The sequence below is a fragment of the Kitasatospora sp. NPDC002040 genome (assembly GCF_040296785.1).
Taxonomy (GTDB): domain Bacteria; phylum Actinomycetota; class Actinomycetes; order Streptomycetales; family Streptomycetaceae; genus Kitasatospora.
This window is the reverse complement of record NZ_JBEOXV010000026.1, coordinates 45,322-67,389: the sequence shown is the minus strand read 5'-3', so window position 1 is coordinate 67,389 and position 22,068 is coordinate 45,322. Positions and strand designations below refer to the sequence as shown.

Below are 22,068 nucleotides of genomic sequence, written 5' to 3'. Positions count from 1 at the left end.
GACTTTTGGCACGCTGTTGAGTTCTCAAGGAACGGACACTTCCTTCGAGCCGCTTATCAGGCGGACCCTCCGGGCGCTTCGTTCTTTCGTGTTTCAAGCTTATCATATTCGCCGTTCGGCGCTTTCCGATTCGCTTTTGCCTTTCGGCCTTGTGCCTTTCGGCGCTCCCGAACTCTATCAGAGTTTCTCGGGCTGCTTTCCCTTCTCGAATTCAATTCGAGCGGTACCGGCACGCGCTTGGGGCAACCCGGAGAACATTACGCACCGGGTTGCCCCAAGTCAAATCAGGCTCAGACCTCGACGACGACCGGGAGGATCATCGGCCGGCGGCGGTAGTTGTCCGCCACCCACTTGCCGATGGTGCGGCGGACCAGCTGCTGGATCTGCCGGACCTCCAGCACGCCGTCGCTGGCCGAGCGGTCCAGGGCCTCCTGGAGCTTGGCCACCACGGGACCGAACGAGTTGTCCTCGATGCCGGAGCCGCGGGCCTGGATGGTCGGGCCGCTCACGATCTTGCCGTTGGCCGAGTCGACCACCACGAAGACCGAGATGAAGCCCTCCTCGCCGAGGATCCGGCGGTCCTTCAGGGTCGGCTCGGTGATGTCGCCCACGGACGAGCCGTCGACGTACACGTAGCCGGCCTGGACCTTGCCGACGATCTTGGCGACGCCGTTCTCCAGGTCGACCACCACGCCGTCCTCGGCGATGACCGTACGGTTCTTCGGCACGCCGGTCTTGATGCCGAGGTCGGCGCAGGCCCGCAGGTGGCGCCACTCGCCGTGCACCGGCATCAGGTTCTTCGGCTTGCAGATGTTGAAGAAGTACAGCAGCTCGCCGGCCGAGGCGTGGCCCGAGACGTGCACCTTGGCGTTGCCCTTGTGGACGACGTTGGCGCCCCAGCGGGTCAGGCCGTTGATGACGCGGTAGATCGCGGTCTCGTTGCCGGGGATCAGCGAGGAGGCCATGATCACGGTGTCGCCCTCGACGATCCGGATCTGGTGGTCGCGGTTGGCCATCCGGGACAGCGCGGCCATCGGCTCGCCCTGGGAGCCGGTGCAGACCAGGACCACGTCCTTGTCCGGCAGGTCGTCCAGGGTCTTCACGTCGACGATCATGTTGCCCGGCACCTTGAGGTAGCCGAGGTCACGGGCGATGCCCATGTTGCGGACCATCGAGCGGCCGACGAAGGCGACCTTGCGCTTGTGCTCGTGCGCGGCGTCCAGCACCTGCTGGATGCGGTGCACGTGGCTGGCGAAGGAGGCCACGATGATGCGCTTGTCCGCGTTGGCGAAGACGGTGCGCAGCGCGGCGGAGATGTCCCGCTCGTGCGGGATGAAGCCGGGGACCTCGGCGTTGGTGGAGTCCACCAGCAGCAGGTCCATGCCCTCCTCGGCCAGCTTGGCGAAGGCGGGGAGGTCGGTCAGCCGGCCGTCCAGCGGCAGCTGGTCCATCTTGAAGTCACCGGTGGCGACGACCATGCCGGCCGGGGTGCGGACGGCGACCGCGAGGGCGTCCGGGATGGAGTGGTTGACCGCGATGAACTCGCAGTCGAAGGGGCCGATGCGCTCGCGCTCGCCCTCCTTGACCTCCAGCACGTACGGGCGGATCCGGTGCTCGGCGAGCTTGGCCTCGATCAGCGCGAGGGTGAGCTTGGAGCCGATCAGCGGGATGTCCGGGTTCTCCCGGAGCAGGTACGGGACGGCCCCGATGTGGTCCTCGTGACCGTGGGTCAGGACGATGCCGTCGATCTTGTCGAGCCGGTCCCGGATGGACGAGAAGTCCGGCAGGATCAGGTCGATGCCCGGCTGCTCGTCCTCGGGGAAGAGGACGCCGCAGTCGATGATGAGCAGCCGGCCGGCGTGCTCGAGGACGGTCATGTTGCGACCGATCTCGCCCAGGCCGCCCAGCGGGGTGATGCGGATGGCGCCCGGCTTGAGAGCGGGGGGTGCGCCGAGCTCGGGATGCGGGTGACTCAAAAGACTCTCCTTACGACGCACGCCATATGCCAAGGGGTTCGCGCCCTGAAGACATATGGCGTGCGTGCCTCGATGGTTTCCTACTTGCCAGGTCCTGGTGCTTCGCGCCGTCGTTCCGGTTCAGCGGCAGACCTCGGGAGGTCCGGCGAGCCGGGGCGCGCACGTCTTGTCTGTTACAGGTGTACCCCGCCGGCGGCGAGATCCTCCCTCAGTTGTGCGATCTCCTCCGGCGTGGCGGAGACCAGCGGCAGCCGGAGCGGCCCGGCCGGGTGTCCCTGCAGGGCCAGCGCGGCCTTGGCGAGGATCACGCCCTGGGTCCGGAACATACCGCTGAACACCGGCAGCAGACCCTGGTGGATCGCGGTGGCCTTGGCCACGTCGCCCGCCTGGTACGCGTCGATCAGGGTCCGCAGCTCGGCGGCGACCACGTGGCCGACCACGCTGACCACGCCGGTCGCGCCGACCGAGAGCAGCGGCAGGTTGAGGATGTCGTCGCCGGAGTACCAGGCCAGGCCGCTGCGGGCGATCGCCCAGGAGGCCGCGCCGAGGTCGCCCTTGGCGTCCTTGTTGGCGACGATCCGCGGGTGCTCGCCGAGCCGGACCAGCGTCTCGGTGGCGAGTGCGACACCGCTGCGGCCGGGGATGTCGTAGAGCATCACGGGCAGCTCGGTGGCGTCCGCGACGGTGACGCTGTGCCGGTACAGGCCCTCCTGCGGGGGCTTGTTGTAGTACGGCGTGACCACCAGCAGGCCGTGGGCCCCGGCGGCCTCGGCCTGCCGGGCCAGCTCGACGCTGTGGTGGGTGTCGTTGGTGCCGACCCCCGCGACGACGTGTGCGCGGTCGCCCACCGCCTCCACCACGGCGCGGACCAGCTGCGCCTTCTCGGCGTCGCTGGTGGTCGGGGACTCGCCGGTGGTGCCGTTCAGCACCAGTCCGTCGTTGCCGGAGTCCACGAGGTGGGTGGCGAGGCGCTGCGCGCCGTCGAGATCGAGCCCGCCGTCGGCGGTGAACGGGGTGACCATGGCGGTCAGGACCCGGCCGAAGGGCGTCTGGGGGGTGGAGGTCGGAGCCATGCGTCCAAAACTACTCGTAGGCGGCCGGGGGGTACCCAGGCCGGTCCAGGGTTCGGACAGGTGGTGGGGCCGGGGCCGGTCGAAAGATGGGATTCCGGTGCTGCGTGCTCGGGGGTTCAAGCAGCACCGGAATCCGTGACCTGAGCCTAGGGAGCGCCCCGGAGGGCCGCAATCCAGACATGCCAGGCAAGCCACTCATATGCCGGTAAGCCCAGGTCAGGGGGCTACGCGGCCGTGCTTCTCGAAGGCCGCACGGGTGAGCGGCATGAGCTTGGCCCACTCCGCCTCCATGCCCTCGGCGACCATCTCGATCTCGCGCTGCGGGAAGGACGGCACGGTGGCGTTCTCCTTCTTGGTCCGCAGCGAGAGGAAGTGCATCAGCGAGCGCGCGTTGCAGGTCGCGTACATCGAGGAGAACAGGCCGACCGGCAGCACGGCCCGGGCCACCTCGCGGGCGACACCGGCGTCCAGCATCTCCTGGTACGCGGTGTAGGAAGCCCGGTAGGACGACTCCATCGCCTCGGCGGTGATCCTCGCCTGCTCCGGGGTGCCGTCGACGAACTCGTACCGACCGGGGCGGCCCTCCTGGACCAGCTTGCGGTCCGCGCCGGGCACGTAGAAGACCGGCTCCAGGTTGCGGTAGCGGCCGGACTCCTCGTTGTAGGACCAGCCGCTGCGGTGCCGGTGGAACTCGCGGAAGACGAAGATCGGCGCGCTGATGAAGAAGGTCATCGAGTTGTGCTCGAAGGGGGTGCCGTGCCGGTCCCGCATCAGGAAGTTGATCAGACCGGCTGACTTCTCCGGGTCCTGGGCCAGGGCCTCGAGCGACTGCTCGCCGGCGGTGGAGACCCGAGCGGACCAGACCACGTCCGAGTCAGCGGCCGCGCTGCGCACCAACTGCACGGTGACGTCGTCGCGGAACTTCACTTCGCTGCTCACTTCGTACTCCCAATCTGAACTGTGCTTCCGTGCAGCTTGATGGCGTGCTGCATGGTCTTTCGGGCCCGCGGGGTGTCACCGGCGTCGGCGTACGCCACGGCGAGGCGGAAGAACACCCGCCAGTCCCCCGGGCTCTGCTCGGCCTCGGCCTTGCGCCGGGCGAACACCTCGTCGGCCGAGGCGCGGTCGATCCGGCCGGCGTCGGTGCGGCGCAGCTCGTCCACCGGCAGGCCGCCCTCGGCCTCCAGCTCGCGGGCCAGCCGCTCACTGGCCCGGCCGAACCGCACGGTCTGCCGCAGGAACCAGACGCCGATGCCCGGCACGACGAACGCGCACAGCCCGAGGCCGATCCCCAACGGCTTCCCGGTGGCGACGAGTTGGACCCCCTCGCCGATGCAGACCAGCGAGACCAGCAGCAGTGCGGCGGAGAGGACGAAGAACCCGGTGCGGGAGGTCATCTCAGAGGTCCATGAAGTGCTCGAGGCCGAAGGTCAGCCCCGGGACCTCGACCACCTTGCGCACGCCGAGCAGGATGCCCGGCATGAAGCAGCTGTGGTGCAGCGAGTCGTGCCGGATGGTCAGGGTCTCGCCGCTGTCGCCGAGCAGCACCTCCTGGTGCGCCAGCAGGCCGCGCAGCCGGACCGAGTGCACCGGCACACCGTCCACGTCGGCGCCCCGGGCGCCGGGCAGGCCGTGCGTGGTCGGGTCGTCCTGCCGGGGCAGGCCGGCCGCGTCGCGGGCGGCGGCGATCAGCTGCGCGGTGCGGGTGGCGGTGCCGCTGGGGGCGTCCGCCTTGTGGTTGTGGTGCAGTTCGACGACCTCGACGGTCTCGAAGTACTTCGCGGCCTGCTGGGCGAACTTCATCGAGAGCACCGCGCCGATGGAGAAGTTCGGCGCGATCAGCACCCCGACCTCCGGGGCGTCGGCGAGCCAGCCGCGCAGGGTGGCCAGCCGCTCCTCGGTCCAGCCGGTGGTGCCGGTGACCACGTGGATGCCGTTGCGGACGCAGTACTCCAGGTTGGCCATCACCGAGTCGGGGTGGGTGAGTTCGACCGCGACCCGGGTGCCCTTCAGCTCCTCCAGCGAGGAGTTCCGGTTCAGGGCGGCGGTCAGCTCCAGGTCGGCGGCGGCCGAGACGGCCTTGACCGCCTCGGAGCCGATCCGGCCGGTGGCGCCGATCACGGCGACGGGCAACGACATCTCAGTAGTCCTCTCAGGCCAACAGGTCCGCGAGCGCGTCGGCCCGCTTCTTGGCGATCGGGCCGATCAGCGCGAGCGACGGCTTGTGCGCACCGAGCACATCACGGGCCACCGCGTGCACGTCGGCCAGGGTGACCGAGGCGATCTTCTCCAGCATCTCGGTCACCGACAGGTGGTGCCCGTAGCTGAGTTCGGCCTTGCCGATCCGGTTCATCAGCGAGCCGGTGTCCTCCATGCCGAGCACGGTGGAGCCGGAGATCTGCCCGATCGCCCGGGTCAGCTCCTCCTCGGTGATGCCGTCGGCGACCACCTTGGCGAGCTCCTCGCGGCAGATCTGCAGCACCTGCTCGACCCGCTTGGGCTGGCAGCCGGCGTAGATGCCGAACAGGCCGCTGTCGGCGTAGGAGGAGGAGTACGAGTAGACCGAGTAGGCCAGCCCGCGCTTCTCCCTGACCTCCTGGAACAGCCGGGAGCTCATCCCGCCGCCGAGGGCGGCGTTCAGCACCCCGAGCGCCCAGCGGCGTTCGTCGTGCCGCGGCACGCCGGGGACGCCGAGCACCAGGTGGGCCTGCTCGGTGGAGCGGTTGAGCACCTCGACCCGGCCCGCCGTACGGACCGCGCGGACGCCGCGCCTGACCTCGGCGGGGTGGCCCTTCGACTTCTCCAGCACCGGCGCGAAGGCCTTCTGCACCATCCGGACCACGCGGGCGTGGTCCAGGTTGCCGGCCGCCGCGACGACCAACTGCTCGGGCTTGTACCGGCGGTGGAAGAAGCCGGCGATCTGGTCCCGGGTCAGGCCGGTGACGGTCTCCTGGGTGCCCAGGATCGGCCGGCCGAGCGGGGTGTCGCCGTAGAGCACCTTGGCGAACAGGTCGTGCACCACGTCGCCCGGGTCGTCCTCGGCCATCGCCATCTCCTCGAGGATGACGCCGCGTTCGGCCTCGACGTCCTCGGGGCGGATCAGCGAGCCGGTGAGCATGTCGCAGACCACGTCGATGGCCAGCGGCAGGTCGGTGTCGAGCACCCGCGCGTAGTAGCAGGTGTTCTCCTTCGCGGTGAAGGCGTTCATCTCACCGCCGACCGCGTCCAGCGCGGCCGAGATCTCCAGCGCGCTGCGCCGGGCGGTGCCCTTGAAGAGCAGGTGCTCCAGGTAGTGCGTGGCGCCGTTCAGCGCCGGTGTCTCGTCCCGGGAGCCGACGCCGACCCAGATGCCGAAGGTCGCGGAGCGGACCGTCGGGAGGGTCTCGGTGACGACCCGCAGACCGCCGGGCAGGACGGTGCGGCGTACCGTACCGGCCCCGTCGACGCCCTTGAGCAGGGTCCGGGTGGAGCCGGGGCGCTGCTGCGCCGCGGAGGCCTGAGCCACTGGCCTTCCTTCCGAAAAATTGCGAACAACAGGGTGCGGCCCGCGCACTCCGAGGAGTGCGCGGGCCGCGATGAGCTAACGGTGCGTCACTCGGAGGCGGCGTCTTCCGCGCCGTCCTCGCCCTCGACGACCGGGATCAGCGAGAGCTTGCCGCGCGGGTCGATCTCGGCGATCTCGACCTGGACCTTGGCGCCGACGGCCAGCACGTCCTCGACGTTCTCCACGCGCTTGCCACCGGCGAGCTTGCGGATCTGCGAGATGTGCAGCAGGCCGTCCTTGCCCGGCATCAACGAAACGAACGCGCCGAACGTCGTGGTCTTCACCACGGTGCCCAGGTAGCGCTCGCCGACCTCCGGCATGGTCGGGTTGGCGATCTGGTTGATCGTCGTACGGGCAGCCTCCGCCGAGGGACCGTCGACCGCACCGATGTAGATGGTGCCGTCGTCCTCGATGGTGATGTCCGCGCCGGTGTCCTCCTGGATCTGGTTGATCATCTTGCCCTTCGGGCCGATGACCTCACCGATCTTGTCCACCGGGATCTTGATGGTGATGATGCGCGGGGCGTTCGGCGACATCTCGTCCGGAGTGTCGATCGCCTCGTTCATCACGTCCAGGATGTGCAGACGCGCGTCCTTGGCCTGCTTCAGCGCGGCGGCCAGCACCGAGGCCGGGATGCCGTTCAGCTTGGTGTCGAGCTGCAGCGCGGTGATGAAGTTGCGGGTACCGGCGACCTTGAAGTCCATGTCACCGAACGCGTCCTCGGCACCGAGGATGTCGGTCAGCGTGACGTAGTGCGTCTCGCCGTCGATCTCCTGCGAGATCAGGCCCATCGCGATACCGGCGACGGCGGCCTTGAGCGGCACACCGGCGTTCAGCAGCGACATGGTCGAGGCGCAGACCGAGCCCATCGAGGTGGAGCCGTTGGAGCTCAGCGCCTCGGAGACCTGGCGGATCGCGTAGGGGAACTCCTCGCGGGTCGGCAGCACGGGCAGGATCGCCCGCTCGGCCAGCGCGCCGTGGCCGATCTCGCGGCGCTTCGGCGAACCGACGCGGCCGGTCTCGCCGACCGAGTACGGCGGGAAGTTGTAGTTGTGCATGTAGCGGCGACGCGTCTCCGGGGAGAGCGTGTCGAGCTGCTGCTCCATCCGGAGCATGTTCAGCGTGGTGACACCCAGGATCTGGGTCTCGCCGCGCTCGAACAGGGCCGAACCGTGCACGCGCGGGATCGCCTCGACCTCGGCGGCCAGCGTACGGATGTCCGTGACGCCGCGGCCGTCGATGCGCACCTTGTCGGTGATGACGCGCTCGCGGACGATCTTCTTGGTCAGCGCGTTGTACGCGGCGCTGATCTCCTTCTCGCGGCCCTCGAACTTCGGGAGCAGCTTGTCGGCGGCGACGCCCTTGATCCGGTCGATCTCGTTGTTGCGCTCGACCTTGCCCGGGATGGTGAGGGCCTTCGCCAGGTCGCTCTTGACGGCGTCCGAGAGGGCGGCCAGCACGTCGTCCTGGTAGTCCAGGAAGACCGGGAACTCGCCGGTCGGCTTGGCAGCCTGGGCGGCCAGCTTCGACTGGGCGGCGCAGAGCACCTTGATGAACGGCTTGGCGGCCTCGAGACCGGCGGCGACGATCTCCTCGGTCGGGGCCTCGGCGCCGTCGGCGACCAGCTTGATGGTCTTCGCGGTGGCCTCGGCCTCGACCATCATGATCGCGACGTCACCGTCGGGCAGCGCGCGGCCGGCCACGACCATGTCGAAGACGGCGTCCTCGAGCTCGGTGTGGGTCGGGAAGGCCACCCACTGACCCTTGATCAGCGCGACGCGGACGCCGCCGATCGGGCCGGAGAACGGCAGACCGGCCAGCTGGGTGGACGCCGAGGCGGCGTTGATGGCCACCACGTCGTACAGGTGGTCGGGGTTGAGCGCCATGATCGTGCAGACGACCTGGATCTCGTTGCGCAGGCCCTTGACGAAGGACGGGCGCAGCGGGCGGTCGATCAGGCGGCAGGTGAGGATCGCGTCCTCGGAGGGCCGGCCCTCACGACGGAAGAACGAGCCGGGGATGCGGCCTGCGGCGTACATCCGCTCCTCGACGTCGACCGTCAGCGGGAAGAAGTCGAAGTGCTCCTTCGGCTGCTTGGAGGCGCTGGTGGCCGACAGCACCATGGTGTCGTCGTCCAGGTAGGCCACGGCCGAGCCGGCGGCCTGACGGGCCAGCCGGCCGGTCTCGAAACGGATGGTACGGGTGCCGAAGCTGCCGTTGTCGATGACGGCCTCGGCGTAGAACACGTTCTCTTCCACCTGGAAGATCTCCTCTTTCGTACGGTTCCCGAGGAGCGTCCCTGCGCTTGCCTTCCGGCGCCCTGGGCAGATGTCGGGCCGGTCTTCGATCGAAGCCTCCGGGCTGTCCCCCGTGTGGGGATCCCGGCGGCCACTACCGAGGACCGGCGCCTCTCGGCGGCCTGGTCGGCGGTCGCGTCTGGACGCTCCTCCGGATGCGGGCGGCTTCCGTTTGAAGCCTTCGGCCCGCTCGGTGATGTCTGTTGCTGTCCTGGTCCGGCCGACTCGTCGTCGGCGTCAGGACCGGACATGCCCCTCACCTTACAAATTCACACCCTACAGAGCCCGCTTTTACCACGCTCGTGGTGCGGCGGGCCGTTCGGGCCGTACAGCGATCAACGCAGACGGCGAGGGGCGGCTCCCCTGTGACGGGGAGCCGCCCCTGCACGGCGGTCTTAGCGGGCGCCACCGGCGGCACCGCGGCGGATGCCGAGGCGCTCGACGAGCGCACGGAAGCGCTCGATGTCCTTGGCGGCCAGGTACTTCAGCAGGCGGCGGCGCTGGCCGACCAGGATCAGCAGGCCACGACGCGAGTGGTGGTCGTGCTTGTGCAGCTTGAGGTGCTCGGTCAGGTCCGAGATCCGGCGGGAGAGCATGGCGACCTGGACCTCGGGGGAGCCGGTGTCGCCCTCCTTCTGGCCGAACTCGGCGATGATCTGCTTCTTGACGTCAGCGGCGAGAGCCACGGCATCTCCTTCATGTTTCCGAGTGACCCTGGTAGACGGCACAGGGATCTGACTGAACTCGGACTGCCCAAGAGTACCAGCGCCCGCCGCCACCCCCTTCCGCGGGGTGACGACGGGCGCCGGTCGGAGCTTTGGGGTCAGCTGGTGGCGCCGCGGACCAGGCCGTAGACGTCGAGCACGGCGAGGGCGAGCGGGACCAGCGCGATCAGCATCAGGCTGTCGACCATGTCCAGGATGCGGCCCCAGAACGGCGAGACGCCGACCCGGGGGACGACCAGCGCGATGCCGGTCAGGATGGCCGCGCCGGCCGCGATCGAGGCGGACAGCCAGACCGTGCGCAGGTCCACCGAGGTGGAGCTGGTGGCGGTCAGGATGAACTGCGGGGTGTGCAGCGAGAGGCCGATCACCAGCAGCGCCAGGCCGGCCAGGCCGGCGATGGTGAGCGCGAAGACCTGGCCGGTGTAGCGGAACAGCCGGGCCCGCAGCATGGTGGTGACGCCGACCGCGAGGGCGAGCAGCTCGGCCCACATCCGGTCGCTGAAGCCGAGCACGGCGCAGGCGCCGACCAGCACCGCCGCGCAGCCGCCGACCAGGCCGACCAGCACCTCGTGGCCGCGGCGGGCCTGGTGGGCGATCCGCTCGTACTGGACCGTCTCCGAGCGGTCGCTCTCCTCGGCGAAGTTGCTGCCGCGGCTGCGGGTCTGGCCGGGGGCGCTGAAGCCGACCGGCAGGCGGGCGAAGCGGGCCGAGAGGGCGGGCAGGAACCCGATCGCGGCGATCGCGGCGACGGCGGTGACCGCGGCGATGTCGGTGGCCGAGGTGTCCGGGAGCAGCACGGCGGCGAACGAGGCCAGGGTGCCGGCCGCGGACAGGAAGGAGGAGGCCACGAAGAGCGAGTCCTTCTCCGGCAGCATGCCGACCAGCAGGACCGAGACCACCAGCATGGCGACGCAGCCGACCAGCAGCTGGATCCGGCCGGGGCCGTCCCCGACGGTGGCCACCGCCATGATCCCGGAGCCGGCGATCAGGGTGTGCGGCAGGGCGCCGAGGCCGAGCGCGAGCGCGGCGTCGTGGTCCTCGTACACCCGGGCCCGGACGCTGGCGAAGGTGACCAGCACGACCGCGATGACGCCGGACAGGATGCCGGGCAGGCCGTGCATGTCGTGCCGCAGGTCGGCGAACCAGAGCGCGAAGGCCAGCAGGCCGAGCAGGACGCCGGCGCCGATCAGGCCGAACGAGCGCATCAGGTCCGGGCCCCAGAAGCGGCGGTCGGCGGCGACCGCGCTGGCGATCGCGTCGGCCACGTCGTCGTAGACCGCGGGCGGCAGCGACTCGGCGAACGGACGCAGGCTCAGCAGGTCGCCGTCCCGGATCTGCTGGGCGGCCAGCGGCAGGCCGCTGTCCAGCACGGTGCCGTCCCGGCGGACCAGGTGGAAGCCGGTCGGTGCGCCGTCCACCTGGGTCTGGCCGGAGAGCCGCAGCACCTCGGGGTAGATGTCCGCGAGCGGCACATCCTCCGGCAGTGCGACGTCGATCCGGCTGTCCGGTGCCACGACGGTGACCCGGCAGAATCCGGTCGTAGCGTTTGAGCTCACCGGCACTTCCCCCTGTTGCTGTGTCCATTGGTCAGCTTGACGCCCCTGGCGGACCCGAACGCTGCCCGTCGTCTTCAATGAGGGCGGTCCGGCCAAGAGTTGGCGCGGCGACACCCTACCGCCAGATGGGGTACGGAGCGCTACCGGGTCCCGGACGGGCCGTCAAGCCGTGACCTGCACCTGATCGCGCTCCGTGTGCGTGCGGTGAAGGTGATATGGCGTCAACGGCCATCACCCCGCCCGCGCTTGACCGGTTTGACCCCTTCTTACCGATCTTCCGTCCACTCGAACGGTAACGGTCGGGATGCGTACGCCCCCGTGCTCGAACCGAACAGGGGTGACCAGTAGGATCGGCCCCTGCGCGAGGCGTACGGGGGCGAGACGCGCGACCCGTGAGTGCCTGCGATCGGCGGAGCGGGGGCGGCGTCATCACACGGGGCGCCCTCATCCCGTACGTATCCCAGTTGCGTGAGGGTTGATGCCAGTGAGTGTGATTACGGTCAAGCGTCCGGCCCGGGCGTATCCGCCCCCGGTGCCGGACGAGCCGGTGGAGCTGGTGCCTCCGCCCGAGCTGCCGAGGGCTGGTGGCGAGGACTGGATGATGTCCATGCTGCCGCTGCTCGGCATGGGTGGTTCGGCGGCCTTCTTCTTCTCTCCCGGTGCCCAGGGCCCGATGAAGATGATGGGTGTCCTGATGGTCGCCTCCACCGCCGGCATGGCGGTGGCCCAGATCATCAAGGCCCGCAAGGGCGGCAGCGCGGGGACCGCGGACGAGCGCCGCGACTACCTCAAGTACCTGCAGCAGATGCGCCGTCAGGTCCGCCGCACGGCGGACCGGCAGCGCGGTGCGCAGCTCTTCCTGCACCCGGAGCCGGACCAGCTCTGGTCGATCGTCACCGAGGGCCGCCGGCTCTGGGAGCGGCGGCCGACCGACCCGGACTTCGCGCAGATCAGGCTGGGACGCGGTCCACAGCAGCTGAACACCCCGCTGAAGGCGCCGGAGACAGCGCCGCTGGACGAGCTGGAGCCGCTCTCGGCGGCCGCCATGAAGGACTTCCTGACCGCCCACGGCACCCTGCACGACCTGCCGTTGGCGATCTCGCTGCGCGCCTTCTACCACATCACGGTCTGCGGCGACCCGGACACCGTCTACGGCAACGTCCGGGCGATGCTGGCCCAGTTGACCACCCTGCACTCCCCCGACGACCTGGTGGTCGGCGTGGCCGCGGCACCGGGTGCGATCGACGAGTGGGAGTGGGCCAAGTGGCTGCCGCACACCCAGCACCGCAAGGAGAGCGACGGGGCCGGCTCGCGCCGGCTGATCGCCGCCGGTCTCGGTGAGCTGGAGGTGCTGCTCGCGGACGAGCTGGCCGGGCGCAAGGGCTTCGCCCGGGACGCCGTGGCCTCGCCGGACCAGCCGCACCTGGTGATCGTGATGGACGGCGCCGCGGTGCCGCACGACTCGGTGCTGGCCGGTGCCGAGGGCGTCGAGGGCGTCACCATCATCGAGGTCGTCCCGGGTGACCTGGACGAGCCCAGCGGGCACCTGGTGATCACGCTGAGCAAGGAGGAGCTGCTGCTGGAGTCCGCCTCCGGTGCCTCCTACTCCGGCAAGCCGGACTCGCTGTCCTCCTGGCAGTCCGAGGCGCTGGCCCGCCAGCTGGCCCCGTTCCGGGTGTCGGCCGGCGGCGACGACGGCGACCCCTCGCTGGTCTCGATGGACTTCACCGAGATGATGGACACCGGCGACCCGGGTGCCTTCGACCCGGCCCGGCACTGGCGTCCGCGCCCGATGCGGGAGAAGCTCCGGGTGCCGCTCGGGGTGGGCACCAACGGCGAGTACGTCTGGCTGGACATCAAGGAAGCCTCGCTGGAGGGCATGGGCCCGCACGGCATGTGCGTCGGCGCGACCGGTTCCGGCAAGTCCGAGGTGCTCCGCACCCTGGTGCTGGCGCTGGCTGTGACGCACTCCTCCGAGGTGCTCAACTTCGTCCTCGCGGACTTCAAGGGTGGTGCCACCTTCGCCGGTATGTCGGAGATGCCGCACACCGCCGCCGTCATCACCAACCTCGAGGGTGAGCTCACCCTGGTCGACCGCATGCGCGACTCGATCGAGGGCGAGATGAACCGCCGGCAGGAGCTGCTGCGCACGGCGGGCAACTACGCGAACATCAACGAGTACGAGCGGGCCCGCGCCGCCGGTGCCGCGCTCGACCCGCTGCCCTCGCTGGTCATGATCATCGATGAGTTCTCCGAACTCCTCAGCGCCAAGCCGGACTTCATCGACCTGTTCATCCAGATCGGCCGGATCGGCCGTTCGCTGGGTATGCACATGCTGCTCGCCTCCCAGCGACTGGAGGAGGGCAAGCTGCGCGGTCTGGACACCTTCCTGTCCTACCGGCTCGGCCTGCGCACCTTCTCGGCCGCCGAGTCGCGGGCCGCGATCGGCGTCCCGGACGCGTACCACCTGCCGCCCGTCCCCGGTGTCGGCTACCTCAAGTTCGGCTCCGACGTGATGGAGCGGTTCCGGGCGGCGTACGTCTCCGGTGCCTACCGTCCGCCGGGCGCGGTCCGGGTCACCGGTGGCCGCGCGGCGACCGCCCTGCCGGTGCTGTTCACCGCGGCCGAGGTCGCGGTGATCGAGCCGGTGGTGGAGGAGGTGTTCGAGGAGGTCGAGGAGATCGACGACTCCCTGCTGGACACCATGCTGGACGTCTTCGTGCAGCGGATGCTCGGCCAGGGCCCGCCGGCCCACCAGGTCTGGCTGCCCCCACTGGAGGCGGCTCCGACCGTCGACCAGCTGGTGCCGCCGCTCCAGGTGACGCCCGAACGCGGCCTCACCTCACCGGAGTTCGGCGCGCTCGGCCGGCTGGTGGTGCCGGTCGGCATCGTCGACAAGCCGCGCGACCAGCGCCGCGACGTGCTCTACCAGGACTACTCCGGCGCGGCCGGTCACGGTCTGATCGTCGGTGGTCCGCGCTCCGGCAAGTCCACGATGATCCGCACCATGGTCGCGGGCTTCTCGGTCACCCACACCCCGATCGAGACGCAGTTCTACCTGCTCGACTTCGGCGGTGGCGGTTTCCAGGGCCTGCAGGGCCTGCCGCACGTCGGCGGGGTGGCCGGACGACTGGACGTGGAGAAGGTCCGACGGACCATCAGCGAGGTGCACGGCGTGCTCAACCGCCGTGAGGAGCTGTTCCGGGCGACCGGGATCGACACCATCGCCACGTTCCGGACCAAGCGGGCCAACGGCCAGCTCCCGGACGAGCAGTTCGGCGACGTCTTCCTGATCATCGACGGCTGGCTCACCTTCAAGCAGGAGTTCGAGTCCCTCGAACCGGTCATCGCCGACATCGCCCAGCGCGGTCTCGGCTACGGCGTGCACGTCATCCTGACCGCCGCCCGCTACGCCGAGGTCCGCCCGGCGCTGAAGGACCTGCTGCAGAACCGCACCGAGCTGCGACTCGGTGACTCGATGGAGTCCGAGATCGACCGCAAGGTCGCGCAGAACGTCCCGGCCGGGCAGCCGGGCCGCGGTCTGACCGCGGACAAGCTGCACTTCCTCTCCGGTCTGCCCCGGCTCGACGGCGTCTCGGAGATCGAGGACATGGTCGACGGTGTCGCCGACCTGGTCGGGCAGGTCTCCGCGGCCTGGACCGGACCGCGCGCGCCGCAGGTCCGGATGCTGCCCCAGGTGCTCGACGGCAACTCGCTGCCCAAGGGCTTCGAGCGGCCCGAGCTGGGCGTCGCGTTCGCCGTCGACGAGGTCGAACTCGCGCCGGTGTTCCTCAACTTCGAGACCGACCCGCTGTTCGTGGTGTTCGGTGAGAGCGAGTCCGGCAAGTCCTCGGTGCTGCGGATGCTGATCAAGCAGATCACCGAGCGGTACACCCCGGACCAGGCCGGCATCGTGGTCGGCGACTTCCGCCGCGCCCTGCTCGGCGTCGTCCCGCCGGAGTACCTGGTCGAGTACGCGGCCGCCGCGCCCGCCATGACGGCGGTCGTGGAGATGCTGCGCGGCGCCTGCGGGCGCCGCCTGCCCGGTCCGGACGTCACGCCGGAGCAGCTGCGCAGCCGCAGCTGGTACACCGGCAAGGACATGTTCGTGATCGTGGACGACTACGAGCTGGTCGCCACCTCCTCGGGCAACCCGCTCGCGCCGCTGGCCGAGTTCCTGCCGTTCGCCCGCGACATCGGTCTGCGCATCATCATCGCGCGCAACTCCGGTGGTGCGGGACGCTCGCTGTTCGAGCCGATCATGCAGCGGATGAAGGACCTCGGCGGCCAGGGCCTGATCATGTCCGGCGACAAGGGCGAGGGCGCCCTGCTCGGCACGGTCAAGCCGCAGCCGCTGCCCGCGGGCCGCGGTCAGCTGGTGACCCGCCGTCAGGCGGCCGGCCAGACCGTCCAGACGGGCTGGCTCCCGGCGCCGTAACGGGCCGCACGCAGCAAGGGCCGTGGCCCCTCCTCCGGGAGGGGCCACGGCCCTTTGCGTGGCCCCCGCCCCGCGAATGCCGGAGGCCCGCGCAGCGGGGCTGCGCGGGCCTCAACGGGTGTCGTGCGACGGACTGCTAGTCCTGGCGGCGCCTGCTGCGGTCGCGCATGACGATCGAGCCGCCGGCCAGTCCGCCGACCAGCAGACCGCCCACGCCGAGCGCATAGGTGGCGGTCCGGGCGTCACGGTCCGCCTGGGTCTCGGCCAGGCCGAGCGGCTGGGCCTGCAGCCGGGTGGTGGCGAGGACCTTGGCCTCGTCCTCCTTCGGCTCCTCGGCCGGCGGCGCGTCGCTGCTCAGGGCCTTCACCGGGTCGACCACACCCCAGCCGACGAAGCGGTTGTTCTTGCGCTCGACCCGCTGCGCGGTCTGCAGCAGCCGGACCCGGATCTGCTTCGCCGTCCAGCCCGGGTACTTCTGCTTGAGCAGCGTCGCCACTCCGGCCACGTACGGCGTGGAGAAGCTGGTGCCGTTGTCCACGCAGTGGCCGCCGCCGGGCACCGTGGAGAGCATGTCGACGCCGGGCGCCGCGATGTCCACGAAGTCGCCGTACTGGGAGAACGAGGCCCGCTCGTTGTTGCGGTCCGAGGCGCCGACCGCGAGCACCTCGTCGAAGGCGGCGGGCCAGGTGTCACCCTCCCGGCCGTCGTTGCCGGCCGAGGCGACGATCACGATGCCCCTCCGGTCGGCCTCGATGATCGCGTCGTGCAGCTTGTCCTTGTCCTTGAAGTTGCCCAACTCGTCGGTGGCCCGGACGTCCTGCGAGATGTTGATGACGTCGACGTCCGCGGCGGTCGCCGCCTTGATCGCGTCGGTCAGGGTGCCCACGTCGCCGTTGCCCTTGGCGTCGTTCTGGCGGTACGCCAGGATGCTCGCCTCCGGGGCGAGACCGCTGAAGCCGGTCTCCTTGACCCGCCGGGCGGCGATGATCCCGGCCACCTTGGTGCCGTGGCCGACGTCATCGGTCTTGCCGGTGCCCGGGATCACCGCGTTGTTGTTGCTCTTGTCCCGCAGCGAGCTGCCGGCGTCCGTGACCTTGCCGGACAGCTGCGGGTTGGCGTCGTCCACCCCGGTGTCGATCACCGCCACCTTCATGCCGGTGCCGAGCCACTTGCCGTCCTGCCAGAGCTGGTCGAGCATCACGCGCTGGAGCGACCAGGGCTTGCTCTCCACGACCTTGGACGGGAAGGTGCACTCCGCCGACGCCGCGATACCGAGCGGCGACCAGCGCGCGGATCCGCCCGAGCCCGAGTCGGCCTGCGCGGGCCCGGCCGCCAGTGTGCCGACCACCCCCAGGACCACGGAAACGGCGGCGACCCTGCGGTACGTACCGAACGACACCTGACTTCCCCTCATGCTCCCACCCTGTGCCGTGCCCCCGTGGAACGGCCTTGCCCGGGCGGTCGGTCGACCGACCGCCCGGTGGTACGCGCCTGGGGCGGGCGCCCGTTCGGACGCCCGCCCCATCAGTTCCTACCATCCTTCGCCGTGCGGGACGGCGGTCGGATCAGCTCCAGACGCCAGCGTTCTTCTGCTCGGTGGCCTGGTAGCTCTGCGCCGCGTTGTCCAGCGACTGCGAGATCTGGGTGAGCGCCTGCTGCAGGTCGGACGCGCTGGCGTCCCACTGCGCCTGGCGGGCCTGGTAGCCCTCACGGGCCGAGCCCTGCCAGCTGTTGGCGATCCGGGCCACGCCGGCCTTCAGGTCGTCCAGCTGGCTCTGGATGCGCTGGGCACCCTGCTTCACCTCAGAGCTTGCGTTCTGGATGGTGGAAAAATTAACGAGAATCGAGTCGCCCATGGTGTCCCCTTTTCCGATGGAGTCGAATCGGTCCTAGGCCGGACCGTGCTTACTGCCTGACGAGCCAGAGGCTCAGAACGCCGCCCGCTGCTCTTCTTCGGTCTGGGCGTACTGCTTCGTCGTGGCCTCGATGGCCTGCTTGATCTCGTCGAGGACCTGGTTCAGCTTGGTGGCGTCCTCGTTGAACCGGGTCTGCAGCTGCTGGTACGCAGCGGCAGCCTGGCCCTGCCAGCCCTGCTTGATCTCGTCGACGAGGGTGTTGAGCCTCTGGATCTCGCCCTGGACAGATGCGTTCACGTCACCGATACGGTTCGCGAAAGCAATCATTTCCTCAGCGGTCGTCGTGAACTGACCAGCCATGATCCACCGTCCCCCATGAGACAGACAACTCGACCGACTGTCCTGGCACGGACGGTCCGTCGAACACCACGGTGTGGTGCTGCAAAGCACTGTAGCCGCCGACCGCAAGTCCCCCAACACCGGGAGCCAGGTAGTTACCAAGCCATGACACCGGGGCGCGGTCGCCGAACTGAGGCAGCGTCAGGCGATCTGCGCCTGGCGTGCGGAATCGGTGGTCAGCACCGGTCCGGCCGGCACCAGCATGGCCCACTGGAGCGGAACCGGCCGGGGGGCGACCTTGTCGTAGCCGAGGCGGGCGGCGTTCTCGTTCACCTGCGGTTGGCCCGCCTGCTCGGCCGGCTGCGGCTCCGGCGAAGGCGTCGCACTGGCCCCCGCACCCGCGCCGGCACCCGCCTTGCCGCCGTCGCTGTTGCTCGGCACCGGGTAGCGCAGACCGGTCTCGGTGATCAGGAAGTTGGAGCCGGAGCTGTCGGTGGCGCTCGCCGCGTCCATGGCCCGGAACAGCAGGCCCTGGCCGGGCGAGACCCGGGCGCTGGCCGAGCCCGCGGTGACCGTCGCCGGGTAGGCGGTGTCGGCCCAGACCGAGCGCTTGACCTTGGTGCCTTCCATTCCTTCGAAAGTGCTGCAGAGCACCTTGCGGTCCTTGAAGTTGACCGCGCGCTCGGCCGGCTTCTCGTCCGGAATGCCCTCGGGGTCCTTCATGTCCTTCTCGTTGATCGAGTTCTTCAACGCGGCGTAGTCGCTGGCGGACATCTCCGCGAACTTCTGGGTGCCGTTGTCGTACAGCTTGCTGAGCTTGGGGTCGCGCAGCGCCAGCGCGGCCTGGAACGGCGAGATCGCGTAGAGCTGGTCCAGGCCCACCACGAAGTAGCTCTTGTCGAAGAACAGCAGTCGGCCGACCCGCTTCTCGGCCGGCTGGGAGATCTTCAGCCTGGAGTCGACCTTCTTGTTCTGGTCGAAGTTGGGCACCCGGTCGAACTCGATCGACCGGCCCGTCTCCAGGGTGCTGAGCCACTCCTTGGTGACCAGCTGCGGGGTCTTCACCGCGTCGCTGCCGAACAGCGCCGCCGCGATCACGTCCTTCTCGTCGTCGGGGGAGGACGGGCTGCCAATCGCGTGCAGCTTGCCGGTGTTGTCGACCAGGTAGCGGCTCGGGGTCTTGTCCTTCTCCGGCGGGGCCTGCACGTACATCGACTCACCGGGCTGGAGCATCAGACCCGGCTTGGCCAGCTTGTCCGCGTCGGCGCCCGCCGCCACGAAGACCACCTGGCTCGGCGGCTTGGTGCCGTCCTTGTCCGGGTTGTTGCAGACCGACCACTTCTTCTCGGCGGCCGCGACATCGGGCCTGGGCAGCTTGTCCGGGGCGTACGGGATGCCGATGGTGGCACCGTGGTTGGGGTAGGCGTCCAGCACCTTGTCGGCCACGATGACCACCTTGGCGCCGGCCTTCACCACCAGCCGGGCCGAGGACATGTTGAGGACCTGGTGCAGGACCTTGCCCTTCTCGCCCGGCAGGATCACGTACCGGGTGGTCGACTCCTTGCCCTGGATGATGCTGTCGCCACTGTCCCAACCCTTGGGCGCACTGGGCTTGATGACACCCCACATGGCGAAGCCCGCCACGATCACCACGGCGATCACGACACTCGGCAGCACCGCCCGTACCGGGCGGGGTGCGTCCTCGTCGTTGCCACCGCCGGAGGGCAGCAGGAAGGCACCCACCGTGCGCTTGCGCGCCGAGGTGTATGCGTTCAGCTCGTCGCGGCGTGATGCCATGCTCGTCGTCTCCCCTGTTCGACAACTGTGTGTACGTCAGCCCGACCGGCTCGTACGCGAGTCCGGGCGTGAAGGCCGTGCGTGAGTCTGCCACCCGCCGGGTGCAAGTCGCAGTCCACCCTCTACGATGCGGCAGCAGACGGTGAGTACGGTACGGGTACGGTTTGCCGACCGGTCAACCGGGCCGTGATATCTGATCAGAGAGGGCCACTCGGGGGATGCCAAGCCAGACCGCTCCAGGGCGACGCAGCACATCGCATGGCAGGGGGAGTCGCCGGGCGCAGCCCGGGCCGGCCCGCCCGACCGCACCGGTGCCGGTCAAGGTGCACCCACGGCCCGGCCTGCTCGGCACCCGCCTCCGGCTCCAGCAGATCGTGCTGCTGGAGGTCGCGGCGGCGCTGGTGGCGGTCGGCTGGACGATCAACAAGGCGATGGCCGGGGCGTTCGCCGTACCGGCCGTGCTGCTGGTGGTGCTGGCCCTGCTGCCGCTGAACGGCCGGACCCTGTCCGAGGGCCTCCAGGTCCGCTCGGCGCTGAACGCCCGCCGCCGGCAGGCCCAGTTGAACGTGCCGCCGCCCGGGACCGACCCGGCGCTGGCGCCCGCGCTCGAACTCGAGCCCGCGCTGCGCACGTACACCCACGCCACCGAGGCCGACCTCGGCGGCGGCCGCCCGGTCCGCCGGGAGACCGGCATGGTCGGTGACGGCACCTTCCTCACCTCGATCCTGCTGGTGCAGGCCAAGGACCAGCCGCTGCGTCCGAACCGCACCGCGCTGCCGCTGCCGCTGGACGTGATCTGCTCGGCCCTCCAGGTGGACGACATCGCCCTGGAATCGGTCCAGTTGGTGCAGCACACCCAGCCCGCGCCGGCCCCGCACCTGCCGGACCAGTCGCTGGCCGCCCGTGCCTACCACCAGCTCCCGGACGGCCTGGCCACTCCCGGTCTGCGGCTCACCTGGGTCGCGCTCAAGCTCAGCCCCGAGCTGACCAGCAGCGCGGTCGAGGCCCGCGGCGGCGGCGAGGAGGGCGCCCGCAAGGCGCTCCAGCGCGTCACCGACCAGCTGGCCGGTCGCCTGAACAGCGCCGGGTTCACCGCGACCGTGCTGGACGAGCGCGAGCTGATCGCGGCGCTGGCCATCTCGATCTGCGCCAACCCGATGGCGGTGGCGGGTCGTCAGGGCACCGGCGGGGGCGGCGGCAACGGCCGCCGGACCCAGGAGAGCCGGAAGTTCTGGCGGATCGACGACCGCTGGCACGCCACCTACTGGATCGCCAAGTGGCCCCAGCTCAGCCGCCCCGGCGGCGCCCCGGGCCGGATCGCCGCACCCGACCTGGTCAACCTGGTCACCAGCACGCCCGCGCTGGCCAGCACCTTCAGCCTGACCGCGAGCCGCGGCACCGGTACGTCGGTGGCGATCAGCGGACACGTCCGGATCACCGGCCGGAGCGAGAGCGAGGTCGCCCAGGTCGGGCGCCTGGTGGAGTCGCGCGGGCAGAGCGCCGGCATCGGCCTGACCCGGCTCGACCTGGAGCAGGCGCCCGGCCTGCTCGCCACGCTGCCCCTGGGAGGGACTTCCTGATGGCCTATCAGACCTACCCCAACCAGGCGCCGGTCGAGTCCGACCACCGCACCTCCAGGCTGTTCCCCGGCTTCGGCCTGCGCGGCCCGCGCCGGGAGCGCCACGTGCTCTCCCCCGAGGACCTCGGCGCGCTGGCCTTCCCGGTCGGCGACGACGGCGTGGTGATCGGCGTCGACCCGCAGCAGCAGCCCGCCGTGCTCGGCCTGTTCCGGCCCACCTCGTACGAGCTGGCGCTGGTCGGCGGCCTCTGGACGGCCCAGCTGATCGCGCTCAGGGCGGCCGCCACCGGCGCCCGGATCGCGGTCGAGACCGGCCGTCCGCAGGCCTGGGCGCCGATGGCCCAGGCGGCCGGCGGCGGTCAGCCGTGCGTGACGATCCACCAGGCCGGCCGACTCGGCGCCCAGGGCGCCTCGGTCGCCTCGCCGGTCCTGGTGGTCCGCGACCTCGGCGCCCGGCCGCCGCGCAGCCGGCTCTCCGCCTCGCCCTGGCAGACCACGCTCACCCTGCTGCCCTACCTCGGTCCGAACGCGGCCCGGGTGCTCAACGCGGCCGACCTGGTCGGCATCCAGCGGGTCTCCCCGCAGGAGGCCGAGCTGCTGGCCCGGCTGCTCTCGCTCGGCGACCAGGAGGTCGCGGCGCTGCCCACGCTCGGGGACAACATCACCCTGTGGGCGACCCGGATGCGGCGGCAGTTCGTGATGACCAACCCGGGCGAGGCCGAGGGCCAGGTGCTCGGCGGCCCGCGCCGGATGGACTGACCTGTACGACCCCAAGAGGTCCGCACTCGGGGTGATCCGGTGTGCGGGCCTCTCCTTTCGTCCACGATGGTGTGAGTTCCGGCACCGCCTGTGAGCGGTTGGGATTCACGTCCTAGTCTTGTGCCTACG

Annotated in this window: 16 protein-coding genes; 3 read left to right on the top strand and 13 right to left on the bottom strand. The window is 70.2% G+C overall.

Annotated elements, in window-relative coordinates; genetic code table 11:
* Positions 1-290: 290 nt before the first annotated feature.
* The 9 genes from ABT118_RS31120 to eccD all read right to left on the bottom strand — a co-directional run bounded on the left by ABT118_RS31120 (position 291) and on the right by eccD (position 11,171).
* Complete coding sequence (locus ABT118_RS31120) at positions 291-1,976, bottom strand: ribonuclease J (protein WP_350676921.1); 1,686 nt, start codon at positions 1,974-1,976, stop codon at positions 291-293.
* Between the two features lie 173 nt (positions 1,977-2,149).
* Positions 2,150-3,049 (bottom strand): 4-hydroxy-tetrahydrodipicolinate synthase, encoded by a 900-nt coding sequence (gene dapA, locus ABT118_RS31115; RefSeq protein WP_350676914.1) that lies wholly within the window; start codon positions 3,047-3,049, stop codon positions 2,150-2,152.
* Positions 3,050-3,265: 216 nt separating this feature from the next.
* A complete protein-coding gene (gene thyX, locus ABT118_RS31110) occupies positions 3,266-3,988 on the bottom strand; it encodes an FAD-dependent thymidylate synthase (protein WP_350676907.1) in 723 nt (240 codons plus the stop codon).
* A complete protein-coding gene (locus ABT118_RS31105) occupies positions 3,985-4,446 on the bottom strand; it encodes a tetratricopeptide repeat protein (RefSeq protein ID WP_350676902.1) in 462 nt (153 codons plus the stop codon). Before ABT118_RS31105 ends, thyX begins: the two co-directional genes overlap by 4 nt.
* Before the next feature lies 1 nt (position 4,447).
* Positions 4,448-5,188: a 4-hydroxy-tetrahydrodipicolinate reductase gene (gene dapB, locus ABT118_RS31100; RefSeq protein WP_350676899.1), complete on the bottom strand. Its 741-nt coding sequence runs from the start codon at positions 5,186-5,188 to the stop codon at positions 4,448-4,450.
* A gap of 13 nt (positions 5,189-5,201) precedes the next feature.
* The gene (locus ABT118_RS31095) at positions 5,202-6,602 is read right to left on the bottom strand and encodes a M16 family metallopeptidase (protein ID WP_502884742.1); all 1,401 of its coding nucleotides are present in this window, start codon (positions 6,600-6,602) and stop codon (positions 5,202-5,204) included.
* A 38-nt stretch (positions 6,603-6,640) separates the two neighbouring features.
* Complete coding sequence (locus tag ABT118_RS31090; RefSeq protein ID WP_350676887.1) at positions 6,641-8,851, bottom strand: polyribonucleotide nucleotidyltransferase; 2,211 nt, start codon at positions 8,849-8,851, stop codon at positions 6,641-6,643.
* Positions 8,852-9,285: 434 nt separating this feature from the next.
* Positions 9,286-9,576: a 30S ribosomal protein S15 gene (rpsO, locus tag ABT118_RS31085; protein ID WP_350676882.1), complete on the bottom strand. Its 291-nt coding sequence runs from the start codon at positions 9,574-9,576 to the stop codon at positions 9,286-9,288.
* A gap of 137 nt (positions 9,577-9,713) precedes the next feature.
* A complete protein-coding gene (gene eccD, locus ABT118_RS31080) occupies positions 9,714-11,171 on the bottom strand; it encodes a type VII secretion integral membrane protein EccD (RefSeq protein WP_350676877.1) in 1,458 nt (485 codons plus the stop codon).
* Between the two features lie 484 nt (positions 11,172-11,655).
* Between eccD and eccCa the strand changes: the two genes are divergently transcribed.
* The gene (gene eccCa, locus ABT118_RS31075; protein WP_350676870.1) at positions 11,656-15,609 is read left to right on the top strand and encodes a type VII secretion protein EccCa; all 3,954 of its coding nucleotides are present in this window, start codon (positions 11,656-11,658) and stop codon (positions 15,607-15,609) included.
* Between the two features lie 136 nt (positions 15,610-15,745).
* On the opposite strand, the gene mycP is transcribed toward eccCa, so the two are convergent.
* The 4 genes from mycP to eccB all read right to left on the bottom strand — a co-directional run bounded on the left by mycP (position 15,746) and on the right by eccB (position 19,601).
* On the bottom strand, positions 15,746-17,023 hold the full coding sequence (mycP, locus tag ABT118_RS31070; RefSeq protein WP_350676863.1) for a type VII secretion-associated serine protease mycosin: 1,278 nt from the start codon (positions 17,021-17,023) through the stop codon (positions 15,746-15,748).
* A 151-nt stretch (positions 17,024-17,174) separates the two neighbouring features.
* Entirely contained in the window at positions 17,175-17,465 is a 291-nt protein-coding gene (locus ABT118_RS31065) for a WXG100 family type VII secretion target (protein ID WP_350676858.1), read from the bottom strand.
* A 72-nt stretch (positions 17,466-17,537) separates the two neighbouring features.
* The gene (locus ABT118_RS31060) at positions 17,538-17,825 is read right to left on the bottom strand and encodes a WXG100 family type VII secretion target (RefSeq protein WP_350676853.1); all 288 of its coding nucleotides are present in this window, start codon (positions 17,823-17,825) and stop codon (positions 17,538-17,540) included.
* Between the two features lie 180 nt (positions 17,826-18,005).
* On the bottom strand, positions 18,006-19,601 hold the full coding sequence (eccB, locus tag ABT118_RS31055) for a type VII secretion protein EccB (RefSeq protein WP_350676848.1): 1,596 nt from the start codon (positions 19,599-19,601) through the stop codon (positions 18,006-18,008).
* Between the two features lie 323 nt (positions 19,602-19,924).
* Here eccB and eccE point away from each other — a divergent pair, with 323 nt between their 5' ends.
* Both eccE and ABT118_RS31045 read left to right on the top strand, forming a co-directional pair.
* Complete coding sequence (gene eccE / locus ABT118_RS31050) at positions 19,925-21,181, top strand: type VII secretion protein EccE (RefSeq protein WP_350676843.1); 1,257 nt, start codon at positions 19,925-19,927, stop codon at positions 21,179-21,181.
* Complete coding sequence (locus tag ABT118_RS31045; protein ID WP_350676838.1) at positions 21,181-21,939, top strand: hypothetical protein; 759 nt, start codon at positions 21,181-21,183, stop codon at positions 21,937-21,939. Before eccE ends, ABT118_RS31045 begins: the two co-directional genes overlap by 1 nt.
* Positions 21,940-22,068: the final 129 nt, after the last annotated feature.